Source organism: Wukongibacter baidiensis (assembly GCF_050888315.1).
Lineage (GTDB): Bacteria > Bacillota > Clostridia > Peptostreptococcales > Caminicellaceae > Wukongibacter > Wukongibacter baidiensis.
Genome location: NZ_CP138202.1, coordinates 4,577,297 through 4,597,210, shown reverse-complemented (window position 1 = coordinate 4,597,210; position 19,914 = coordinate 4,577,297). Strand labels below are relative to the sequence as shown.

Here is a 19,914-nt window from a genome sequence, read left to right as displayed (position 1 = left end):
AAGAATATAGAACTTCTATTCTTCTCTTAAGCTTTTAATAAATACTTGGACCGGGTGGGGATATTCTTCTTCATCCCTTAGTATGTCTTTACCAATAAATCCATTCTTTACATAAAAGCTCCGTGCAGCTTTTCCATAATTATCATCATATAAGAAGGTCTTTACTTTTATCTCCCTTGCATCTACTAGTTTATTTAACATATACTCCATAATAGAAGATCCTACTCCCATTCTTCTGTACTTAGGATGCACAGCAAACCAGCCAATATGATTTTGGTTTGGAGAATATATCATAGCTCCAATAATTGGGGAATCAGGTAATGATCTGTCTTCTACATATATTGCAGTTCCTCGGCTTATATTTTTTCTAATCGCTGAGCAATAACTCTCATTATTTACTAAATCCATGTTATAAAAATCGGCCTGTACAGCTTTGGTAAAATCAAACCACCGTTCTACGTGTTCTACATTTGCTTCTTTTACCGTCCATATAGTTTGATTCATTTTTACACCTCATTTTCTAGATTACTCATTAATCTTTTCCAAAAGTATCCCATCTTCCCATTTCCCATTTATTTTAATAACTTGTCTCATTCTCCCAATAAATTGGAATCCATTTTTAATCAAAACTACTTGTGAACCAATATTGTCTGGCGATGTTCCAGCTTCTATTCTATGTAGCTTATATTTGTTAAAGGCCTCATCTACAGCTAGCCTAACTGCTTCAGTGGCATATCCGCATCCATTGTGCTTCTCTCCAATCCTATATCCTATCTCTGCTTTCTGAAGTATTCCCCCTACAATTGAAAATAAGTTTACTCTTCCTACTAATTCTCCAGATCTATTTCTAATCAAGTACATATAGCAAAACCCTTGTTCCTGTTCTTGCTCAATTTCACCTAAGATTTTCTCAAGATTATCTAATGAATAATACTCATCTGATCTAGCAGGAATGATTGATTCAAAAAATTGCCTATTTTCTTCCTCAAATTTTAATAATTCCTGTGCATGTGATTTTGATAGCAATTCAATAGTTACCTTATTCATTCCATATTCCCCCTTATACTTTCAAAGAACGCTTCTACATCCTTACTTACTTCTTCTGCTGATGGGCTAGTTAGAATAACATGTCCTGAATTATTATAATACTTTAAGTTCTTATCCTTCGAAGCTATTCTATCAAAAATATACTTTGCACTTGTTACCCTTACTGTATCATCGTCCTTTGCCTGTACAATAAATGCTGGACACTTTACTTGCTTTATTTTACTTTTCGTTATACTCAAGAGTCTTCTAAAATTATATAATGCAGACATAGGGAATTTTCCACTTGATACCATATATCTTCTTATATTCTGGAAATCCTTTGTTCTAAAATCCTCAATTATATTTCGCAAAATATTCTTTATATCCCAGTAATAAATCGGGGTATTTAGTGTAACCAATCCATCTATATCATATTTCTCACACAGATTAATTCCAATTAATCCTCCCATTGAAAAACCTACAATAAATACCCTGTTTGAGTTCTCCTTTAAACTGATCAGATCTCCTTCTGCCGACCTAATCCAATCAGTGTAATCTACACCCATTAAGTCCATTCTTCTACCTGTATGACCTTTAAGTGATGGGCACAAAATATTATATCCTTTGGTCTTTAAATACTCTGCTAGATATCTTACTTCTTCATAATCTCCTCCAAAGCCATGTACAAGTAAACATCCTATATTATTAACCAATTCGGACTCTCCTTTTATGCTATATCAAACTGCAAATTAGTTTTATCTGTTCTTTATGTTATAATGTAAAATCACATATAATAGACTTCCATTACTTCTTTATATTTTCTCCATTGTAGTTAATATTTCTAGACTCAATATATTTTTGGGTATATGGACATATTAATATGCATACTCCGCATAAGGTTTGATTTATACCTGCTAAACCGCTACGTCTTCTAGCCTCTGTTCTGCAGTCAATTGCATTATAATAATCTTCTCTTTCTTTTCCTCTATCCCAATTGACTCCCTCGATAACTTCTGCTGGACAATTTTCCTGACACCTATTGCATTTACCACACTTTGATTCATTAATTGGTCCTCCAGGCTCTAATTGTGCATCTGTTAATACCGATGTCAATCTAATGGCAGACCCGAACTCTTCTGTAACAAGCAAGGCACATTTTCCGATCCATCCTAATCCTGATCGAGTAGCAACTGTTTTATGGGGCAACCTACTTCGAAGATCATCTCCATATGTCACCGACGTGACTATCTGTGGAATAGCTTTATAACCTTTCTCCTCTAGTTTTGTTGCCACTAGAATAGCTAATTGATCGAGCTCATTATTTACTTTATTATATTCATTATGATATTCATGAGTAACGCCTAAGTTGATATTGTTTATTACCTCTGGATTTAAAGCAATCCCGATTGAAATCCCATAATCCAATCCATGTCTATTCTCACAGGGTATTTCTCTTAAATCTGCAAATCCAATTTTTGACGCACCATTATTTAATAAAAGATTTTGAAGCTCCTTATTTAAATTCAACTTCTATTCCCCCTTTGCTATTACCTCTCTCAAAAAACTATTTCTTTCTATTCTTTAATCTCTGTACCCCACCGTAAATGAAAATACCTCCCAATATTGCTTGCACTATAAAACTTCCTGATACTTCTCTGCCAGTAACTAAAAATAAAATTGGCATTATAAAATTAAGTATTCCAATCACAATGAGTAAAACTGGATATTTACTCAGTTGACTTAGTGGTCTCTGTGTATGCCCTGTTCCCATATAGTATCCAGGATTATATTGGTTATCCTGCCACTCTTTAATCCTATCTATTTCTTTTTCAAATTCATTATTTTTTCTGTTAGGCACCATAACCATCTCCCAAAAGCTATTATAGATATGCAACCTTGAGATTCAAAATAAGGTTTTGTGAGAATAATGAGCGCTTCTACATTTTTTCACAGAAATTTATTAAACTTTAAAGTTGCTTATCTCTATTAGTAGGTATTCTCACCGAAATATTTTATGAATCTAGTTTTTGTCTAAGTTCGTTGAAACCTCTTTCTTTCAATATTACTTTATCGATATTCTCTCTATAGTGCTGCAACATAATGTCCTCCTAGTTTGACAGTCTTATGACCAATCTCTTTCAGTATTTTTAACATATAGCCTGACATTTCCACACTTCTTACATAGGTCAGCGTAAAAAAGTTCTACTTTGGGAATAGCAAAGGCCAAATACTTTAAACCTGTTTTCGAATCTCCACTTCCAACAGTTAATTCCCTTTCAATATTTGTTGAATTACAATTAGGACACTTCCTCACAAAATCTCCTCCTCTTAAAATTAAACCCTAATTATTCATGAAAAGTTTGAAAGAGTGCAAGTAATTTTGAATTCTAAGGCTTTCATCAAGTTCGAAGGCATACCCAAACGGTACGTCGAGAATTTGATGAAGGTCTTAGAATCAAAATGACGCAGCAGAGTTTTGAATTTTTCATGAATAATTCGGGTTAAACAATTTCTTTTTCATACTCAAACAAATAAAACCCATTTTCCAAAGGCTTACTTTCTCCTACTTTTTTAAAGCCCATCTTTTCATAAAAATGATGATTTCTATAACTTAAATGTGGAGTATCTAGAGACCATTTCTTTGCCTGCGGGAATTCTCTTTCAATGAATTTCATTGTTTTAGTCCCTACTCCTTTATCTTGATAATCTAATCCTATATATATTGCAGCCAATCTAAAATGTTCATTTCCTTTATCAATTACCGTTAACCCTCCGATAATCTTGTCATCATCAAGTATCTTATAACAAAATCTTTTCTCTATTAATTCCTTCTCCTTTTCTATAGAATCATATCCAGTCGGTCCAAATCCATATAAAGATACTTCTTCACTAAAGGCTCCTACCTTTACATCTACAAGTTTCTCTGCATCACATATATCTGCTTTTTCAAAATGTATCATTTTATACCTCCAAATACATACTTTTATTTATATTGCTTTTCGTTTTTATAAAATTTACACTTTAATAAATAAACAAGTTCATAGTCTTCTATCTCTTTAAGATTTTCATCTGGATTGCTATAAAAATCATTAGTTAAAGAACTCATAACAGAACTCTTATTTTGATCTTTATAGCATATACTCGCCAACACAATCTCATTGTCATTTATTAAAATATTTTCAGAGTTATTGGCTCCCCATGTCTTGGCAAATACAGGTTCATCATCTGCATTATATTCTTGTGTCGATCTCCCTGTATATAGTGCACCATTGGATTGAATAGATATAGTCCAATCACTCTTCATTTTTTCATCTTCTTTTACCGTTATTAGAAACAAACCTTCCTTTGTCATTGACAATCCAGTTGATAATCTTCCTCCATCAGAAACCATTTTTCCAAGTTCATACCTTTCTACCCAGATCTCAAGCCATTTGTAGCTCTCATCTACATTGAAATCAAAAACAAAATATTCATCACTTCCTATAGATAAAAACGTCTTTTCTCTATCTGTTAGTGTTGTTTCAGAGATAACATTAGTATTTGCCTTTTCATCTTCGGTACATGACGTTAATGATAGAATGGATACCAATATAATCAACATTAATATTAGTTTTTTCATTTCGAGATCTCCCTGTCTAAAAATATCCTATTCAAACTCCGATGCGTCTACTACGCCCGATTCCATTATTCTAAATTCTTTATTATCACAATCTATCTCAGCTTCTAACCCATAAGGCAATATACATATTGGTGAGGTATGACCGAAGTGCATATTGTACATAATTGGCAGGTCATCTCTCTTAGCTTCGTCCCTTATGACTCTTATATACTCTTCTTTGTATTCTTCATAATATTTCTCATCTTGAGGTTTAGCTATAATCAATCCCTGTATTTTCTCTAGTATTCCTACGGCATTAAAGCTTCTAAGATACCATTTTATTTGTTCTGGAGCAGGCTTATCTTCACTAGTTTCTAAAAATAAAATCTTATCCTCCCACTCTTTCAATTCTGGCCATAGCTCGGTGCCCCTTAGCCAATCTACTACTTCTATACAACCGCCTATCAGTTTACCCTTAGTTTTACCTTTCCCTTGAAGAATTTCATAACCCCTTTTTTCATTATTTAGTGCTCTTCTTATTTTGCTGTTCTCTTCTTTATCCCATGTCAACCATTCTGAAGTCCAATACTTACTCGGTTCTATTTTTCCTATCTCCGTACCATCAAACAACACTTTTTTAATCCACTTAATTGTGTAGTCATGCATTTCTACATTTTCGGCAAATTCAGCAAGAACACTAGGCCCATGAAAACTTGTAAGGCCAGCTTTGTAGCACATAAAATGATTTACCGTTGTATCGGAATATCCCATAAATATCTTAGGATTATTTTTTATAACATCATAGTCTATGTATGGTAGTAGTCTTAAGGTATCATCACCGCCAATATTAGAGAATATTGCTTTTATTTCTTTATCCTTAAAGGCATTCATCATATCCTCTGCTCTTGCCTCCGGATATTCACTTAGGTATTGACTCCCCTTCAAAGTATTTGGCATCTCTACAACCTTAAGTCCAAACACTTCTTCAATTCTTTTTTTTCCTATTTCATATCTCTGCCTAAACTCTTTGTCTCCGGCGCCTCCCCAAGATAAACTTACCGTTGCTACTTTGTCTCCTCTTTTTAATTTCGATGGTTTTATCATATTTAACGACCTCCTTGTACCAGTGTAAAATACTTACTACCTTTTCAAACTAGCACTATTCTTTAATATTTCTTGAACTACTTCTTCTTTATATATAGTCATATATGTTATGGATAGATGGCTTTCTATTATAGATTATGCTTTCTTAAAAATGTTTTTACTCTTTTCCTAGTTTTAGGACTCACACTGCATGATTGATTTCTAACGAATTCTACAATAATGTCACTATTCACTGTGATTTCAAATATTTCATCTAAAACTTCAATAATATCACTTTTCAATAATTCCTTTTGTTTTTCTGGATATGTACATATATTGTCTACATCTAATAGGAGATTAATAATTTGTTCTTTATACTCTTTTTTGCTTTTAAGAACCTTCTTAATGTTTTTTACAAAGCACTGTGCTGTCATAAATTTAGCGTCATTAAAACGCTGAATATATTTTTGAAAGACATTAGAAAATAGGTTATTTTCATCTGCCTTAGTTAAATTCGCTATAATTGTTAATCCTATGTCTCTGTGATATGAATTCTTATGCTCAAGTAGAGATGCAAAACCATCCCAATACTTGTAGAATAATCCTGGCTTCTCCTCGCTTGCCTTTGAAATTATATAATAGCAGTGATAGTAAACCATTATGTTCTTATTAGTCAGTAGCTGATTTATGATTTCCTCTCTAATATTTTCATCACCCATAACAACTTCAACAAATTCGTCTATATTTACATTCTTATCAGCTATTTTTTCAATTAAGCTACTCTGAGTCATCCCTTCACCTCAATACATCAATTTTTACTATTCCTCAATAAACTCTGTAACCTTATCAATAAACAGTATTCCATCTAGATGGTCTATTTCATGGCATAGGCACTTTGCTAGTTCTCCTTCTCCCTCAATAATTATTTCTTCACTATTTTCATTTAATGCTCTTACCTTAACCTTTGCAGGTCTTTCTAATATGCCCCATTTCCCTGGTATACTCAAGCAACCTTCTGTTACTTCTTGAATTCCTTTAACTTCAACTAATTCAGGATTAATCAAGTTAATAAGACCCTCTCCCATATCTATTACAACCAACCTCTTGAGTATTCCTACTTGGACTGCAGCTAAGCCCGCTCCGTTTGCACTATACATAGTTTCTGCCATATCTTTAAGAAGAATCAAAATCCTGTCATTAATTTTTTCTACTACTTTGCTCTGTTTTCTTAATATATCATCCTCTAAAGTTCTTATATTTCTTATTGCCATTTTGAAACCTCCTTCACCATTAACATCAGTCTTTACTTTTCAATTGTATATATTAATTTCGGTATTTTTCGATCCTTTATAACAATAGATTCTACTTCACCGGTCTGTATCGCTCCCATTTTAGTATAAAATTCTTTTGCTTGAGGGCTGGTTACTAAGACTATCTCATCGATATCTTGCTCCTTACAGCTTTTGACCATATGCTCCCATAATAACTTTCCATACCCTTTGCCTATGTTTTTCGGTTCTATATAAAGGTACTCTAAAGAAGTTTTCTTTTCATCAAGTAAAAGACTATAGAAACCTATTATATCTTTGTCTTCTTCTATAACGAATGTCAGAGTATTGTCTATCCAGTCTTCTGTAACCCTATAAAGAGACTTGAAGTTTTCTATAAAGGTTGAATCATAACCCCAGTAAGCTTCAGATCTAGCTGCTATATCAGTTAAGATTTCAGCTTCATATATATTAGCTGGTCGTATTTTGAACATTGTATTTCTCCCTTCATAAATAGTACTCTGCTCTTTTATAACCTTTAACTCCCTTTTCTAATTTATGCCAATATTCTTATATAATTCTTTACTTGTCATGGTTTCCCTTCATAGTTTTGCTTAATAATTTCTGAATTTTAAGATATTATTCTAGACATAAAAATTACTTCTTTTGATATTTTAAAGTCATTATTAACTCAAAATATTAAAAGAAGTACCTTTCATGTTAAAAAATCTCTATTTATATGATAGAGCAAAATTCTTCGCTCTGGCGCCTATGTAATAAATATTTTCTTAAAGTTTCAATTTGTCACACTAGGCTTACTTCAACTACAATACTATTCACCTTAATCTCAAGACTCGATTCTATATAGTAATAAGATATTCATTCCTCTCTTAACCTTCTATTCAACAATATCAAATATAATAACACAAGGTTCTTTTCCTAGGCTCTCAAGTGGAGAGGACTCTATTTTTTTAGTTTTAAGTTTAATTCCTAAAGCTTTTTGATAATGATGCCGAAAATGACCTGCACAACATAGGCAATATGTTGATGAAATAGGCTCATTGATTTCTTCATTATGCAGACACGAACAAGCACATTTATAACCTTTATCATCTCTATAGAATATGCCGGTTGAAATGGTATTATCATCGTTTAATATCGGTTTACCCATATTTTCCACTGACCATAGAGCCTTTACTTTATCTTGAAGATTTTTGCCCTGCACTTCTTTTGCTAGTCTTTTTATCTCTTTTTCGCGCTTGCCACCTTTACAACATGCACACCAATCCAAAATAGAACACTTCTTACTATATTCGAATTTCTCATCTATCTGTTTAATTGCTTGTGTAAAGAACAGAACCTTTTCCCTCTTAGGGCTCTTATCTCTTAATCCTTCGAAGTCCTCAAAAATTTTAGATATAGTCTTAATGTCGACATTGTGCTTTTTTAACGATTTTTTTAACTTCTCTGGATATGGCATATAGTTCTGCCCCCTTCTCCTGTTCCGATTCTCTATTGTTTCTGCTCTAATATTTTGGACTCATTATCCAATAAATATATTAAAAAAGCCACTATTTATCTTACATTAAACTATATGCTCCAGAATATCTTCTAAGTTGTCCGTCCTTAGATACACACTTGCCTTTCCCTCTAATTTATAAGAATAGTTTATTGCTATAGACTTAGCGCACTTTTCAAATACCTTGATATCGGAAGCACTGTCTCCAATTGCGATAACTTCATCCAATGTTACTTTATTTTCACTACAATAATCAGTTAAACTTTCTAATTTTCCACTGTCTCCAAGATGTTTTAATATCTCACCTGTAAAGCACCTATTCTCAATGCCATATAAACTTCCATATATTTTATCAAATTTAAACTTTCTGCCTAGAACTTCTGCTACTTGAATTGGTCCAGCTGTCACCAATATAGACTTTATATCATGCTTCTTCAAGTCTTCTATTACCTCACCTATATTATCAATCAATCTTATATGTTTTTCGAATTCTTCCTCTACTTTTTTTACTTCTAATCCGGTAAAAAGTTTTGCTTTAAGATAATCTGCGTCTATCCATGAAATTTCATCTTTTTCTTCTTTACTTTCTATTTCTTTTACTTCTCTTTCCTTCCCATTTAATATACAGAGGTATTCAACGGAATTAGTATTAGTAATTAATGTACCATCCATATCAAAACATGCTATTTTAAAACGCTTCATAGATCTATCCCTCTCCCTATCCTATTGTTTATCTAAAAAATCAGATATTAAATTTGATAGTCTTACTGCTTCCTTATCAATTTTACTCTCTGTTTTATCATAATTTGCGGGATCTCCAAAATAGCACAATGGAGTTACTTTTCTAGAATCGCTCCATCCTCTTCTCCATTCCAATAGATCTTCATACTTTAGATTCGTAGATTTAAGTTCCTTTGCTTTTACTACATCCACTTCATCTGGAAAATATTTGACCATCATGCTCGTTTCACCTGCTCCAGCATGAATATCTAAATACTCACTATTTACTCCACTTTTTGATTCCAACGGGTCATCCTTACATATAAGAATGTGATTCTCTTCTCCAGAAAATCCAAATCTCTTTGCCTCAAACTCTGAAATAATACAATAAGCTCTAATTCCCATCTCATTTCTAGCCTCTTCGATTGCTTCAAATAGTGCCGTACAATGCCCTGGGTCTGCATGATGATTTATATTAAATACATATTTTACACCCCATCGCCTTAAGGACGATAAAGTATCATATATTAAGGCCTTCATTGTTGACTTCCTTACAGTAAAGGATCCTGGAAAATCTCCTGTCATAGTGTTAATTCCCCAATAGTACGGAGGTGCTATAAGTGTTTTAACTCCCTTGGAATCAAGTATCTCTTTCACTAGCTTGCATTTAATATAACTCCCATATGCATCTACTCCTAAACTCATATGGGGTCCATGAGCTTCTATTACACCAGTAGGAAACAATACTATTGCACCCTTTTCTATTTCCTCCTCAACCTTTACCCATGGTAAATCTACCATTGTTTCATCAAAAATTGAATAACCCATAATATCCTCCCCCTTAGGTTTATAATTTGTTCATCACTCTTCCATTTTTCTTATTAAATAAGTCAAGCTATACTTTTATAATCATTTTGGATTTATATATTCAATGATATCTTGAATGTATGATGATATAGGTAATGAACTATCTACTATGATAGGCTTAATACTCTTTGGATACTTTGATTTGCCAAAAGATTTATGAAAAACATCTTCTTCTGCAGAGGACCACTGACTAAGCTTGCTTACTCGAGACATTAGCCTCCTATTAACTTCTTCAAAGTCCTCTAATCTACATTCAATGTATTTATACTCGGCATCATACTTCTTAGCTAGATTTGTACCATTATCTAACGTTTCTGTGTAGTAACATGGGGTATCAATTATAACATTCCTATTTAAACTTAGATAATAATCACATAGTGAAAACATAGTATGATATGACGTGTTTGCTAAAATACTTGAGTCGATTCCAGACTCTATTAGAGCTGTCTTAATAACATCGATATCTAAAATTATTGCATTAAAAATTTTTGAAATTTCCTTAGCTAAGCTTGACTTCCCTGACCCCGGAAAACCTGCCATTTGAATTAGAAACATTTTATAAACTCCTTTATATATCTAGCGTAGTACACTCTATACCGACTTATTTTACTATCTTTACACATAAACTACATATAATCAATATAGTCTATAATTTAATTGTTAAATTCTTTTAAGTTATACGTATTTCTCTGTTATTATGTCTTATTTTATATTCGTTTCATAATGCTCTTCATTAAGTCTCACTACTTCAAGTTCTTTTTTATTCTCATTCAATTTCAATGCTAAACTTTGAATTCCAAAGAATTCTGTGAAAGTATGACTCCCAATGATAAGATTTATCCCTTTAAACTTAGCATATTGAATCGTATACAAATTACATTCACCTGTAATGTATACATCGCACTTATTTTCAACTGCTTCCTTAAGGCAAGTTGTTGACCCTCCATTGCCACAGACTAAGCCCACTCGTTTCACCTTTTTCTCATTAAACCTCCAAAATTTAACTGGTTCTTCAAGTAGATTTTCAATATTTTTTACTAATTCATTAAATTCAATTTCTTCATCATATTCTGCGATTCTACCAAAATATAACCCTTCCCATTCGTGGGTTCTTTTAGCATTTTCTAAATTCAACTTTTTTAATAAACTATCATTTGTTCCAAAGTTACAGTCATCAAGTGGCAAGTGATTATAGTAGTGACTTATACCATACTCTGCTAGTTTTTCTATGCACGCATCTTTTAATCCATATATTTCATCCCATGCATCATGGTGTGTCACCATCATATCAACTCCATGAATTCTTGCTTCCTCTATAGTTTCAAGTGTTAGGTTAACACAGTATCCTAATTTTTCAACTTTTTTATCTGCATGGTATGTAATCCCAGATTCACTAGAATAGATTTCCTTACTTGTTACATTAAAAAGATCATTAATTCTTTCAACAATATGTAAAACATCCATATACTTATCTCCTCAATTTCATCATGTTTTGCCTTCAATTCTCATTAATACCTTGGTTGTAAACAATTTATTTGTATTACATCATAATACAAATAAATTGTTTACTTACATTTTTTCATACAGATTACCTCTTAGTATCTCTAACTGCTCCTTCAGTTTCTTACCCTCTTCTTCAAGTTCTCTGATCTTTTATCTTTAGCCATTATTATAATATCTTTTAATTTGCTTGTTTTATCATATTTAGTTCTTTTATTCATTTCTTTACTATAACTACTATACTAATACAAACTGTATATTCTATCTTTAAAGTATTATTTATACATAGAAGTATAATATAAACTGCTATAAGTACTATATTATTAACTACACCATATTACTTCATTCACACTCAACCCCATATAAAGTAGGTGATTATTATTTTACTCTTACTCCAAATATTTCTTCACTACTGCTGCCGCTAAACTTTCTGATGAATCTACAATTTTAACCCGTTCTTTATCGCTAAGTACAACATTCAAATCTGTACAGGCAATAATTACTGTATCTATTCCACTATCAACAACCTGCTCTATCAGGCTGTCCCATTTTTCTCGTACATTATCAATATCACTATTCGCTTTTATCATTTTAATAATTTCATTTACTCTTTTCTGCCAACTTGAATCAAAGTAGTATTTGCATCCACTATCATCTAGTCCAGCCTGATATAATCCAGAAGAAATTGTTGTTTCAGTAGCAAAAATCGTTACTGTAGAACTTCCTTCAATATTCTTTAATGTTTCTTCAATAATATTTAGAATCGGTACGTTAGCAACTTTTACTAGGGAATCAAAATATTTGTGGGCACTATTACAGGGTATTGCTATAAAATCAACACCGCATGATTCAAACCTTTTTACACCATCTTCAATTGATTTTCTTAAAGCATTGTCATCAATTTCTCTATCGATGTAGAAGGGAGTAGGAAGTGAGTAAATTAATATATGGGGAAAATCTATATCATTTTTTGCCCCATACTGTTGTTGGCATTGATTAAGAACCAACTCTAAAAAAGGTGATGTTGATCGTGGTCCCATTCCTGCTAGTATCCCTATAGTCTTCATAGTTTTCATCCCTCCATTTTACTAATAATCTTACAAACTCAGTAACATCATATAACTTGTTTTGTTTGTGAAATTGAAATACTCTAGTCTTGGCAGTTTTCCTCTACGTCATTACTCTTACTTGTTTAACTTGCTATCTCTCCATAATTTTCTCCCCTGCTATTTGCTAGTTATTTCCCTCTGTCATAAGCTCCCATCTTACACCGAACTTATCCACTAGCGATACAAAGCAACTGCTATATGTAGTCTCCTGTAAAGGATGAATATCAATCCCACCATCACTTAATATTCTATAGGCATCCTTAACGTCATCAGCACAATCAAAAGTAACAACTATAGATACATTTTGACCTTTTGAGATTGCATCCATATGATCAGAAAAGAAAAAACGCTGCTTACCGATTATCATTTCTGCATGATATACATACTTTTTTTCTTTATCTGATAATTGATCAATCGACATATCTGCTGGATCTGCATCGCAATAATGCAGACACATAGTTAATTTCCCTTTAAATGCTTTTTCGTATAATTTTAATGCATCCTTACATTCTCCATCAAAATGAAGATTCGGTGTGATAATCATAATTTATTCCCCCTCAGTTATATAGTCACTACTAACCCGCTGAAAAAGTATAACTATCTACTGAAAGTGAAAATGTGACATGGGGACTGACACATCTGACATGCACTCTTCCCAGTGTGTCTGTCCCCGTGTCATATTTTCTAAACTCCAGTGAAAAAACTGACTTTTTAATAGTACAGAATATTACCTTCTTAAACTATTTTTTAACTCCTGCGTACTGTCTGCTTTTCAATTTGTATTTTAGCTACTTTACTACAAATAATCTTTGAGTTTTTCAGGATACAATATTTTATCCCCACTAATGAATTCTCTTTTATCTATCCATAACACCTTTTCAACAGTGTCTCCTTCAGTCAGTTCTATGTCGTCTTTTTCATAAAAATCATTCGGCATTTTAACTTCATATACTATAGATACATCATGTTTTCTTTCTCCTTCAAATTCAAAAACCTGTTCTTCCATCGTCATATATTCCACGTCTAGGATGTCAATATTAAGTTCTTCTCTAAATTCTCTATATAAAGCTCTGTCACTCTCTTCACCAAATTCTACTCCACCACCAGGAAGATAATAAAAGACCTTCTTCGTTTTTGTGTTAATTGCTTCTATAACTAAAATTTCATCATTTCTTTTCACAAGTCCCCTAGCAGTAAATCTAATTGTCTTCTTAGACTCTTTTTCTGTATATGTTATTATTTCACCATCAAAATATCGCTCTTGAAATTCTGTCAAAGCTCTAATTTGTTCCTTGTTATAACTACATCCATCCTTTGAAACTACTAGTTTATCTTCATTATCATCATGTCTCTTTATAACAGCTATCACTCTACCTTCATACTCTTCCACTGGCTCAAACTCACCTAAGATATACGCATCTATCTCCTCACCATCTCCAGCTTTAGTATTTGGAATATATCCATAGTTAACTGGATAAATAAAGTCATATTCAGGGTGTCTTGATCCTAAAGGTCTATCCATAACGACCTTTACACTCTTTCCTAAGTACTCTTCCATTTGCGCCTCCTAAAGAAATTTTCTTCTTGCATGAAATCATGACTCCATAAATATCGCAGATCCCTTTGCTAGTAGGCCACATTTCTCATATAGCTTTTGAGCAGCAATATTGGAAGTATATAATCTTACTTTTACTGCTCCAATTTCACTTTGGATTTCAAAGGCCTTTTCCATTAACTTACGAGCTACGCCCCTTCGTCTAAACTCTGGAGCAGTCCAAAGCTCATCTACATAGATGACACCTTTTTCCCATGCTCCTATTTTAGGTGTATACATTAATGTAATCCAACCTATAAATCGTCCTTTGTATTCTGCTGCAAAGACATAAAACCCTTGGTGACTGAGCTCGCCACAAGCTTCTTTGAAGGCAGTATTTGGGCTTTGCTCTTTTTCTGTAGAAGATCTTTCAACTCCGTTTATCCTCCAGGATACCATATCGTTAAATTTATGATAGTTATACTCGTATATTCGCTCTATAGTAATATCTATTGTGTTACTCATATAAATCGCCTCACTATGTTAATCAACTATCTCAATGATTTTATCAACCGTCTCTTGAATTGTTCTATTTGTTGTATCTATTTTTATAGTTTCCATAATTTCATAGGCTTTAAGGCGTTGTAAACTAACTTCTATAGCTTCACTACTTCTATTATCATCTTTCATCCTTTTTATCAAAGCTTTTTCCGAACAACTCAATGTAATTTTATAAAGTTGAAATTTATAATTTTCCAGCCTATCTAAAATTCTTTTGAAAATCTCTTCTCTATGAATAACCCAATTAAATATCACGTACTCAAAATTTGAGTTAGCTAGAAAATTCTTTAATAGAAAGACTATATTATCTTCTACCATTTTTTTATTTTCCTCATTAACTATCCATGGATTCATCATCCAACACCAGTCACCATCGAGCCAAACTGATCTGTCTACTCTCTTATTCAGCTCTTTACAAGTTGAACTCTTTCCTATACCCATTGTTCCATTTATTATGATAAGCTTTTTCAATTTTACCTCTCCTTATCTAATCATTGAAAATAATCTTAATTCAATATAAATATATATGATCAAATCCAACCAATTAGATATCCTAGGTTCTGTTTACAATATATGCAGCTACTATACTTTTACTCTATACCGTACTCCCAAATATCATCAAGACAATTCCAAATAATATTAATACAGCATTAAATATCAAACCTAAAACTGCAAATAGTTTCTTTCTATTTTTCTGAATGGTTCCAAAAATACCTAGCCCAGTTCCAATTAAACTTAAAAATAATCCTAAAAGGAATACTAATCCGATAATAAATGCTTCCATTGATTCTTCATGTAATCCACCTGGTGTTGTTATCTCAAGATATCCTCCAATAATACCACTTCCCCACATCATTATTCCTGATATTATTGATATTACAAAGGATGATATTCCAACTCTTGAATGTTTTAATACTTCTTTATCTATCCTTTTCGCTTCTGTCTCTATCAATATATTTTACCTCCCTTTTCACCTGCAAGTAATTCATTTGTTCAGAGTCCAATAGCAATCAAGTTGTCTATTCCTCAAAACAATAGATGTGTTTTATCAGATAACACAATTTAAGATTTATTTCATACCTTCAATTTCTGATCTCAATCTTTTAAAAAATTCATCCATAAATTCAAGTCTCTCAGAACCAATTTCTTTAGCTTTACTTGTATACAATCTACTAGGTATATTCTTAAATTTCACCTCATACTCAATAATCGGTGAATGTTTTGAAACGTCTTTAAGTCTTCCGTTTTCAGTAGTATTTTCAGATATATAATCATTTGATAAGCTTTGTCCAAATTGTCCTGCTAACATAAAGCATCGAGCAATACCTACCGATCCTATTGCATCAAGCTTATCGGCATCAAAGAGTATTTTGGCTTCTATTGTCTTTGGTTCATTCCCGCTTCTAAATCTATGGGCAATAATACAATGTTTTATCTTTTCAATTTTTTCTTCTTCATATTTTAAATCTCTTAATATATCCTCTGCCATTTGACTTCCTAAAACAGCATGATCAATTTCTCCTGTTTTATCTTGACTCTCTTTTACTCTAGCGATGTCATGTAGTAATGATGCTGGAATCAGAACTTCTAGATCAACATTTTTCTCATGCTTCGATAGTAACATACATAGCTTATATACTCTAAGAACATGATCTAACTTATGAGCTGAACATGATAATTCTTTTTCAACGATTTCTTTAATCTCTCTATGTTTTATACTGATATCCATTAAAATTTCTCCTTCTAAGTTTATAAATACTAAAAAGCAAATCTCATTTCATATTTTCTCTTAATTTATCATATTAATTTGCCCTCTACCGTTTTGTCTTGTATAACCAATTTTTTCATACAATCTTATAGCTCTATAATTTTCTGAATCACAGGCTAAAAAGCTTCTATTGGCACCATTCTCTTTTCCCCAATCAATTGCATATCCTGCTAATGAATATCCAATCCCTTTTGAGTGGTATTCAGGGTCAACGGCTAACTCCCTTAGCCATAGCACTGGCCCTTTCTCACTTTCAAATCCATAGAGGCTAATACAACATATGCCTACAATCTTATCCTGTATCTCTGCCACAATCACACATGCATTTTCAGTTTCATTCCATTCTTTTATCCACTCAGAAGACTCTCCATTAAATCCTCTTGAATATCCCCTACAGGCTCTCGTTATGTGGGATGCAATCTCATACTCATCATTGTTCAAATATCTGATCGTTAACGAATCTTTCTGACCTCTTGATATAGCTGATAAATCAGTGTTCCAAAAATCTATGTATTCACTGTCAATTTTAAAGCCCATATTTTCTAATCCATCAACAAAATCTTCTGGAACAAATTCTATATATAATTTCTTCTCTTGTTTTTTATCGATTAAATCAACTACTTTGCATAATCCTTCGAAAAATTTTTCTTTAGATTTTGCTGCCCAATATAATTGACTTTTATCTCTTAATTCTTCATATAAAAGTATGCATTCTTCCGTTTCAATGAGGATTTTAGCATTTATTAAATCCTCTACTTCAATATATTGTAAAGAGTTATATTTATATTTATTTGCTTTTTCAATAATATTTTTCATGAATATCACTCCTATGTAGACCACAGTCCAATAGCTTAATCAATAATATATTCATTTAGGAGCTCTTCTACGCTATATGTAAAATCATCCGACGCTCCCCAATCAAAGCTAAAAATCATACCTTGAGAGCTTCCTGTAGATATTACTCTCACATTTGTTATGTCTCGAGTATTATCAATTATTACTATAAGTGCTACCCTATTACTTACTCTCATGTAGTACTTCTCAAATACTAAAGTTCCAATAAAATGATTGTTTCCTAAATCTATTGTTTCTTCATGAATTAAATCTGCATCTACATGATTTTTAACAATATCCAATGCCTCTACTGGAGAAATATTTAAATTGAATTGGCGCTTACTCATAAGCTCTCACCTCTTATTAATCATTCATTTTAGTCCTATAAATTCTTTGTAAATATAATTTCTAATGCTTCTCCTTCTAATATCAGGCTTCCAGAATCCTTATAACCTAATTTTCTATAAAAATGCTGGGCTAATTCATTTGATAAGGTCGAAGTCATGATAATCTTGTATCCTTTATCACTCATTTCCCTTTCCCAAAATCTCACTAAGTCCTTTCCAACACCTTTTCCTCTGTATCGTTCATCTATCATTATCATATTCATAAATGGAATACTATCCCAGAAATAACCATACCGTAGCCAACCAATTATCTTATCTGATATCTTTGCGATTATTACTTCTTTATCTTCAATTTTTTTACATAGCATTTCAGGTGATATATGATTATCATATTCTTTTAGATATTGAAGACAAAATATATCTGCATATTTAAGATCATACATTTTAAATCATCCTAACATAAAAACTAGTTTGTATAACTGTATTAAAGATTATTAGTCAATAATCTAACTAAAATATATATCCAAAACAAAATCAATGAAATAAAAAATATTTTACGTTTTTTGTTGTTTTTCAAATTATCAGCGTAATCTAGGTACTTTTTTTTAAGTGTAAAGAAAAAGTATACATAGAGGATATGCTTTTTTGAAAAACCAGCTATTACAATAATACCTAGTATATACACCCAAAAAACAATCTTACCTAAATAAATATAATCCGAATTATATCTCACTAAAAATGTCAGAATCATCATTATAGGAAAACATGCAAATCCATAGGCAATTTCTAGAATTCCAAAAATAATTTCTTTTTTTATTTCTTTAAACAAATCGTCATTTAATTGTTTTAAAATCCTCATACATCTCCTCTTTTTTTAATAAATAATGATGTTACTACAACTACAAAACATTTGGCAATCTCCTTATCACCCGTAGTTAGATATTGTTAATCCACATTCTTAAAGTAATATCCGATTCCTCGTTTTGTGAATATATATTTGACATTATCTCGTTTCGATTCAATCTTTTCTCTCAATCTACTAATAGTCACATCAACAGTCCTTAGGTCTCCTAAGTACTCATACTCCCAGACACTTCTTAGTAACTCCTCTCTTGTAAACACTCTCTCAGAATTTTGAGCTAAAAATTTTAGTAATTCATATTCTCTAATTGTCAGATTAATAATTTCTCCATTTTTTCTAACTTCATATCTATCTTCATCAATAATTAAACCGTCTATATTTAATAAATTTCCATTAGCTTTATTCTTATTGTCTTGCATACCTACTCTTCTTAAATTTGCCTTCACCCTAGCAAGTATTTCTTTTACAACAAAGGGTTTGTTAATATAATCATCTGCTCCCAACTCTAGTCCTAGTACCTTATCAACTATCTCTTCACGTGCCGTAAGCATTAAAATTGGAGTTGTCATTTTCTCTCTAATCTTCTTACATACTTCAAATCCGTCTAGCTTAGGCAACATAACATCTAATAATACAAGATCAGGACACTCATTTAATGCAGTATCAATTGCTTGCTCTCCATCATATGCCGTTAATACTTCATAACCCTCTCTTTTTAAATTAAATTCTAATATGTCTACTATTGTCTTTTCATCATCAACAACTAAAATAGTCTTCATATGTTCCTCCCCATATATAAACTATTACTTATATTCATCTTCCAAAATAGCATGAATTAAAGAACCTCTCTATTACATCATACTCATTCCAATCTGAAATCTTATATTTTGTATAATTGTTATATTTCTCCATTGATTTTAGAGCTCCTTCAATATAAATCATAATTTTGTCTTACAATTTTTCAATCTCTAGAGCTTATTAGTATCCTTTAATTTGTAATCTATATATGCTTTTGTTATTCTGTAAATTAAAAAGGTAGCAGTTCAATATCCGCTACCCTTTCCATTTATTCATCTAAATATGAAGTTCTAGGTCAACTTGATGTTTATACAGCCATTTAACTATATTTCTTTTAATGATTGTCAGAAAAGTCCGTATAGTTCACTTCTATCCCATTTATACCTTCTAGTTTTCTAAGCTGTTTTATATTTATATCGTTATATGGACACTGACTCCCCCAGTAATAGGAATCTATTTTCATATTTCCATACTCCTATCTCTTTTTTCTATTACTTTATGTAAAGATTATTCTTGTACT

At 31.9% G+C, this 19,914-nt stretch carries 30 protein-coding genes and 1 pseudogene; all 31 read right to left on the bottom strand.

All coding sequences use genetic code 11. From position 1 onward, the window contains the following. Positions 1-15: 15 nt before the first annotated feature. Positions 16-504 carry a GNAT family N-acetyltransferase gene (locus tag R9X47_RS20785; RefSeq protein ID WP_432662999.1) on the bottom strand — a complete coding sequence of 163 codons (489 nt, stop codon included), beginning with the start codon at positions 502-504 and terminating at the stop codon, positions 16-18. A 21-nt stretch (positions 505-525) separates the two neighbouring features. Next, complete coding sequence (locus R9X47_RS20780; RefSeq protein ID WP_432662998.1) at positions 526-1,047, bottom strand: GNAT family N-acetyltransferase; 522 nt, start codon at positions 1,045-1,047, stop codon at positions 526-528. After that, the gene (locus R9X47_RS20775) at positions 1,044-1,739 is read right to left on the bottom strand and encodes an alpha/beta hydrolase (protein ID WP_432662997.1); all 696 of its coding nucleotides are present in this window, start codon (positions 1,737-1,739) and stop codon (positions 1,044-1,046) included. The genes R9X47_RS20780 and R9X47_RS20775 overlap by 4 nt, the downstream gene beginning before the upstream one ends. A gap of 91 nt (positions 1,740-1,830) precedes the next feature. After that, on the bottom strand, positions 1,831-2,553 hold the full coding sequence (locus R9X47_RS20770; protein ID WP_432662996.1) for a 4Fe-4S double cluster binding domain-containing protein: 723 nt from the start codon (positions 2,551-2,553) through the stop codon (positions 1,831-1,833). Positions 2,554-2,590: 37 nt separating this feature from the next. Then, positions 2,591-2,887 carry a hypothetical protein gene (locus R9X47_RS20765; protein ID WP_432662995.1) on the bottom strand — a complete coding sequence of 99 codons (297 nt, stop codon included), beginning with the start codon at positions 2,885-2,887 and terminating at the stop codon, positions 2,591-2,593. Positions 2,888-3,148: 261 nt separating this feature from the next. Continuing rightward, positions 3,149-3,340 (bottom strand): hypothetical protein, encoded by a 192-nt coding sequence (locus R9X47_RS20760; RefSeq protein ID WP_432662994.1) that lies wholly within the window; start codon positions 3,338-3,340, stop codon positions 3,149-3,151. Between the two features lie 187 nt (positions 3,341-3,527). Next, positions 3,528-3,986, bottom strand: a complete 459-nt coding sequence (locus R9X47_RS20755; RefSeq protein ID WP_432662993.1) for a GNAT family N-acetyltransferase — start codon at positions 3,984-3,986, stop codon at positions 3,528-3,530. Positions 3,987-4,009: 23 nt separating this feature from the next. Beyond that, on the bottom strand, positions 4,010-4,645 hold the full coding sequence (locus R9X47_RS20750; protein WP_432662992.1) for a hypothetical protein: 636 nt from the start codon (positions 4,643-4,645) through the stop codon (positions 4,010-4,012). Between the two features lie 27 nt (positions 4,646-4,672). Next, positions 4,673-5,728: a S66 family peptidase gene (locus R9X47_RS20745; protein ID WP_432662991.1), complete on the bottom strand. Its 1,056-nt coding sequence runs from the start codon at positions 5,726-5,728 to the stop codon at positions 4,673-4,675. 128 nt (positions 5,729-5,856) lie between these two features. After that, positions 5,857-6,498, bottom strand: a complete 642-nt coding sequence (locus R9X47_RS20740) for a hypothetical protein (protein ID WP_432662990.1) — start codon at positions 6,496-6,498, stop codon at positions 5,857-5,859. A gap of 27 nt (positions 6,499-6,525) precedes the next feature. Continuing rightward, positions 6,526-6,978 (bottom strand): peptide deformylase, encoded by a 453-nt coding sequence (gene def, locus R9X47_RS20735; protein WP_432662989.1) that lies wholly within the window; start codon positions 6,976-6,978, stop codon positions 6,526-6,528. A gap of 32 nt (positions 6,979-7,010) precedes the next feature. Continuing rightward, complete coding sequence (locus R9X47_RS20730; protein ID WP_432662988.1) at positions 7,011-7,469, bottom strand: GNAT family N-acetyltransferase; 459 nt, start codon at positions 7,467-7,469, stop codon at positions 7,011-7,013. Between the two features lie 404 nt (positions 7,470-7,873). Beyond that, the gene (locus tag R9X47_RS20725) at positions 7,874-8,455 is read right to left on the bottom strand and encodes a hypothetical protein (protein WP_432662987.1); all 582 of its coding nucleotides are present in this window, start codon (positions 8,453-8,455) and stop codon (positions 7,874-7,876) included. Between the two features lie 105 nt (positions 8,456-8,560). Then, on the bottom strand, positions 8,561-9,196 hold the full coding sequence (locus tag R9X47_RS20720) for an HAD family hydrolase (protein WP_432662986.1): 636 nt from the start codon (positions 9,194-9,196) through the stop codon (positions 8,561-8,563). Positions 9,197-9,217: 21 nt separating this feature from the next. After that, positions 9,218-10,042, bottom strand: coding sequence for a creatininase family protein (locus R9X47_RS20715; protein WP_432662985.1), 825 nt, complete (start codon positions 10,040-10,042; stop codon positions 9,218-9,220). An 81-nt stretch (positions 10,043-10,123) separates the two neighbouring features. Then, positions 10,124-10,636 carry an AAA family ATPase gene (locus R9X47_RS20710; RefSeq protein ID WP_432662984.1) on the bottom strand — a complete coding sequence of 171 codons (513 nt, stop codon included), beginning with the start codon at positions 10,634-10,636 and terminating at the stop codon, positions 10,124-10,126. Between the two features lie 147 nt (positions 10,637-10,783). Next, entirely contained in the window at positions 10,784-11,545 is a 762-nt protein-coding gene (locus tag R9X47_RS20705) for a Nif3-like dinuclear metal center hexameric protein (protein ID WP_432662983.1), read from the bottom strand. A 105-nt stretch (positions 11,546-11,650) separates the two neighbouring features. Next, positions 11,651-11,811, bottom strand: a pseudogene (locus R9X47_RS20700) (DUF6262 family protein); the annotation flags it as partial. A 159-nt stretch (positions 11,812-11,970) separates the two neighbouring features. Beyond that, positions 11,971-12,648 carry an aspartate/glutamate racemase family protein gene (locus R9X47_RS20695; protein ID WP_432662982.1) on the bottom strand — a complete coding sequence of 226 codons (678 nt, stop codon included), beginning with the start codon at positions 12,646-12,648 and terminating at the stop codon, positions 11,971-11,973. Between the two features lie 166 nt (positions 12,649-12,814). Further along, positions 12,815-13,234, bottom strand: a complete 420-nt coding sequence (locus tag R9X47_RS20690) for a VOC family protein (RefSeq protein WP_432662981.1) — start codon at positions 13,232-13,234, stop codon at positions 12,815-12,817. A gap of 252 nt (positions 13,235-13,486) precedes the next feature. Next, positions 13,487-14,248 (bottom strand): NUDIX domain-containing protein, encoded by a 762-nt coding sequence (locus R9X47_RS20685; RefSeq protein WP_432662980.1) that lies wholly within the window; start codon positions 14,246-14,248, stop codon positions 13,487-13,489. 36 nt (positions 14,249-14,284) lie between these two features. Continuing rightward, positions 14,285-14,749: a GNAT family N-acetyltransferase gene (locus tag R9X47_RS20680; RefSeq protein ID WP_432662979.1), complete on the bottom strand. Its 465-nt coding sequence runs from the start codon at positions 14,747-14,749 to the stop codon at positions 14,285-14,287. Positions 14,750-14,767: 18 nt separating this feature from the next. Then, entirely contained in the window at positions 14,768-15,226 is a 459-nt protein-coding gene (locus R9X47_RS20675; protein WP_432667674.1) for an AAA family ATPase, read from the bottom strand. Positions 15,227-15,380: 154 nt separating this feature from the next. Then, positions 15,381-15,737 (bottom strand): hypothetical protein, encoded by a 357-nt coding sequence (locus R9X47_RS20670; RefSeq protein ID WP_432662978.1) that lies wholly within the window; start codon positions 15,735-15,737, stop codon positions 15,381-15,383. A 117-nt stretch (positions 15,738-15,854) separates the two neighbouring features. Then, positions 15,855-16,514, bottom strand: coding sequence for an HD domain-containing protein (locus R9X47_RS20665; protein WP_432662977.1), 660 nt, complete (start codon positions 16,512-16,514; stop codon positions 15,855-15,857). 60 nt (positions 16,515-16,574) lie between these two features. Then, positions 16,575-17,369 carry a GNAT family N-acetyltransferase gene (locus R9X47_RS20660; RefSeq protein ID WP_432662976.1) on the bottom strand — a complete coding sequence of 265 codons (795 nt, stop codon included), beginning with the start codon at positions 17,367-17,369 and terminating at the stop codon, positions 16,575-16,577. Between the two features lie 35 nt (positions 17,370-17,404). Then, positions 17,405-17,734 carry a DUF6054 family protein gene (locus R9X47_RS20655; RefSeq protein WP_432662975.1) on the bottom strand — a complete coding sequence of 110 codons (330 nt, stop codon included), beginning with the start codon at positions 17,732-17,734 and terminating at the stop codon, positions 17,405-17,407. 35 nt (positions 17,735-17,769) lie between these two features. Further along, entirely contained in the window at positions 17,770-18,177 is a 408-nt protein-coding gene (locus R9X47_RS20650; RefSeq protein ID WP_432662974.1) for a GNAT family N-acetyltransferase, read from the bottom strand. A gap of 41 nt (positions 18,178-18,218) precedes the next feature. Next, positions 18,219-18,593, bottom strand: coding sequence for a hypothetical protein (locus tag R9X47_RS20645; protein ID WP_432662973.1), 375 nt, complete (start codon positions 18,591-18,593; stop codon positions 18,219-18,221). Between the two features lie 86 nt (positions 18,594-18,679). Next, positions 18,680-19,375, bottom strand: a complete 696-nt coding sequence (locus tag R9X47_RS20640; RefSeq protein ID WP_432662972.1) for a response regulator — start codon at positions 19,373-19,375, stop codon at positions 18,680-18,682. Positions 19,376-19,728: 353 nt separating this feature from the next. Then, the gene (locus R9X47_RS20635; protein WP_432662971.1) at positions 19,729-19,857 is read right to left on the bottom strand and encodes a hypothetical protein; all 129 of its coding nucleotides are present in this window, start codon (positions 19,855-19,857) and stop codon (positions 19,729-19,731) included. Positions 19,858-19,914: the final 57 nt, after the last annotated feature.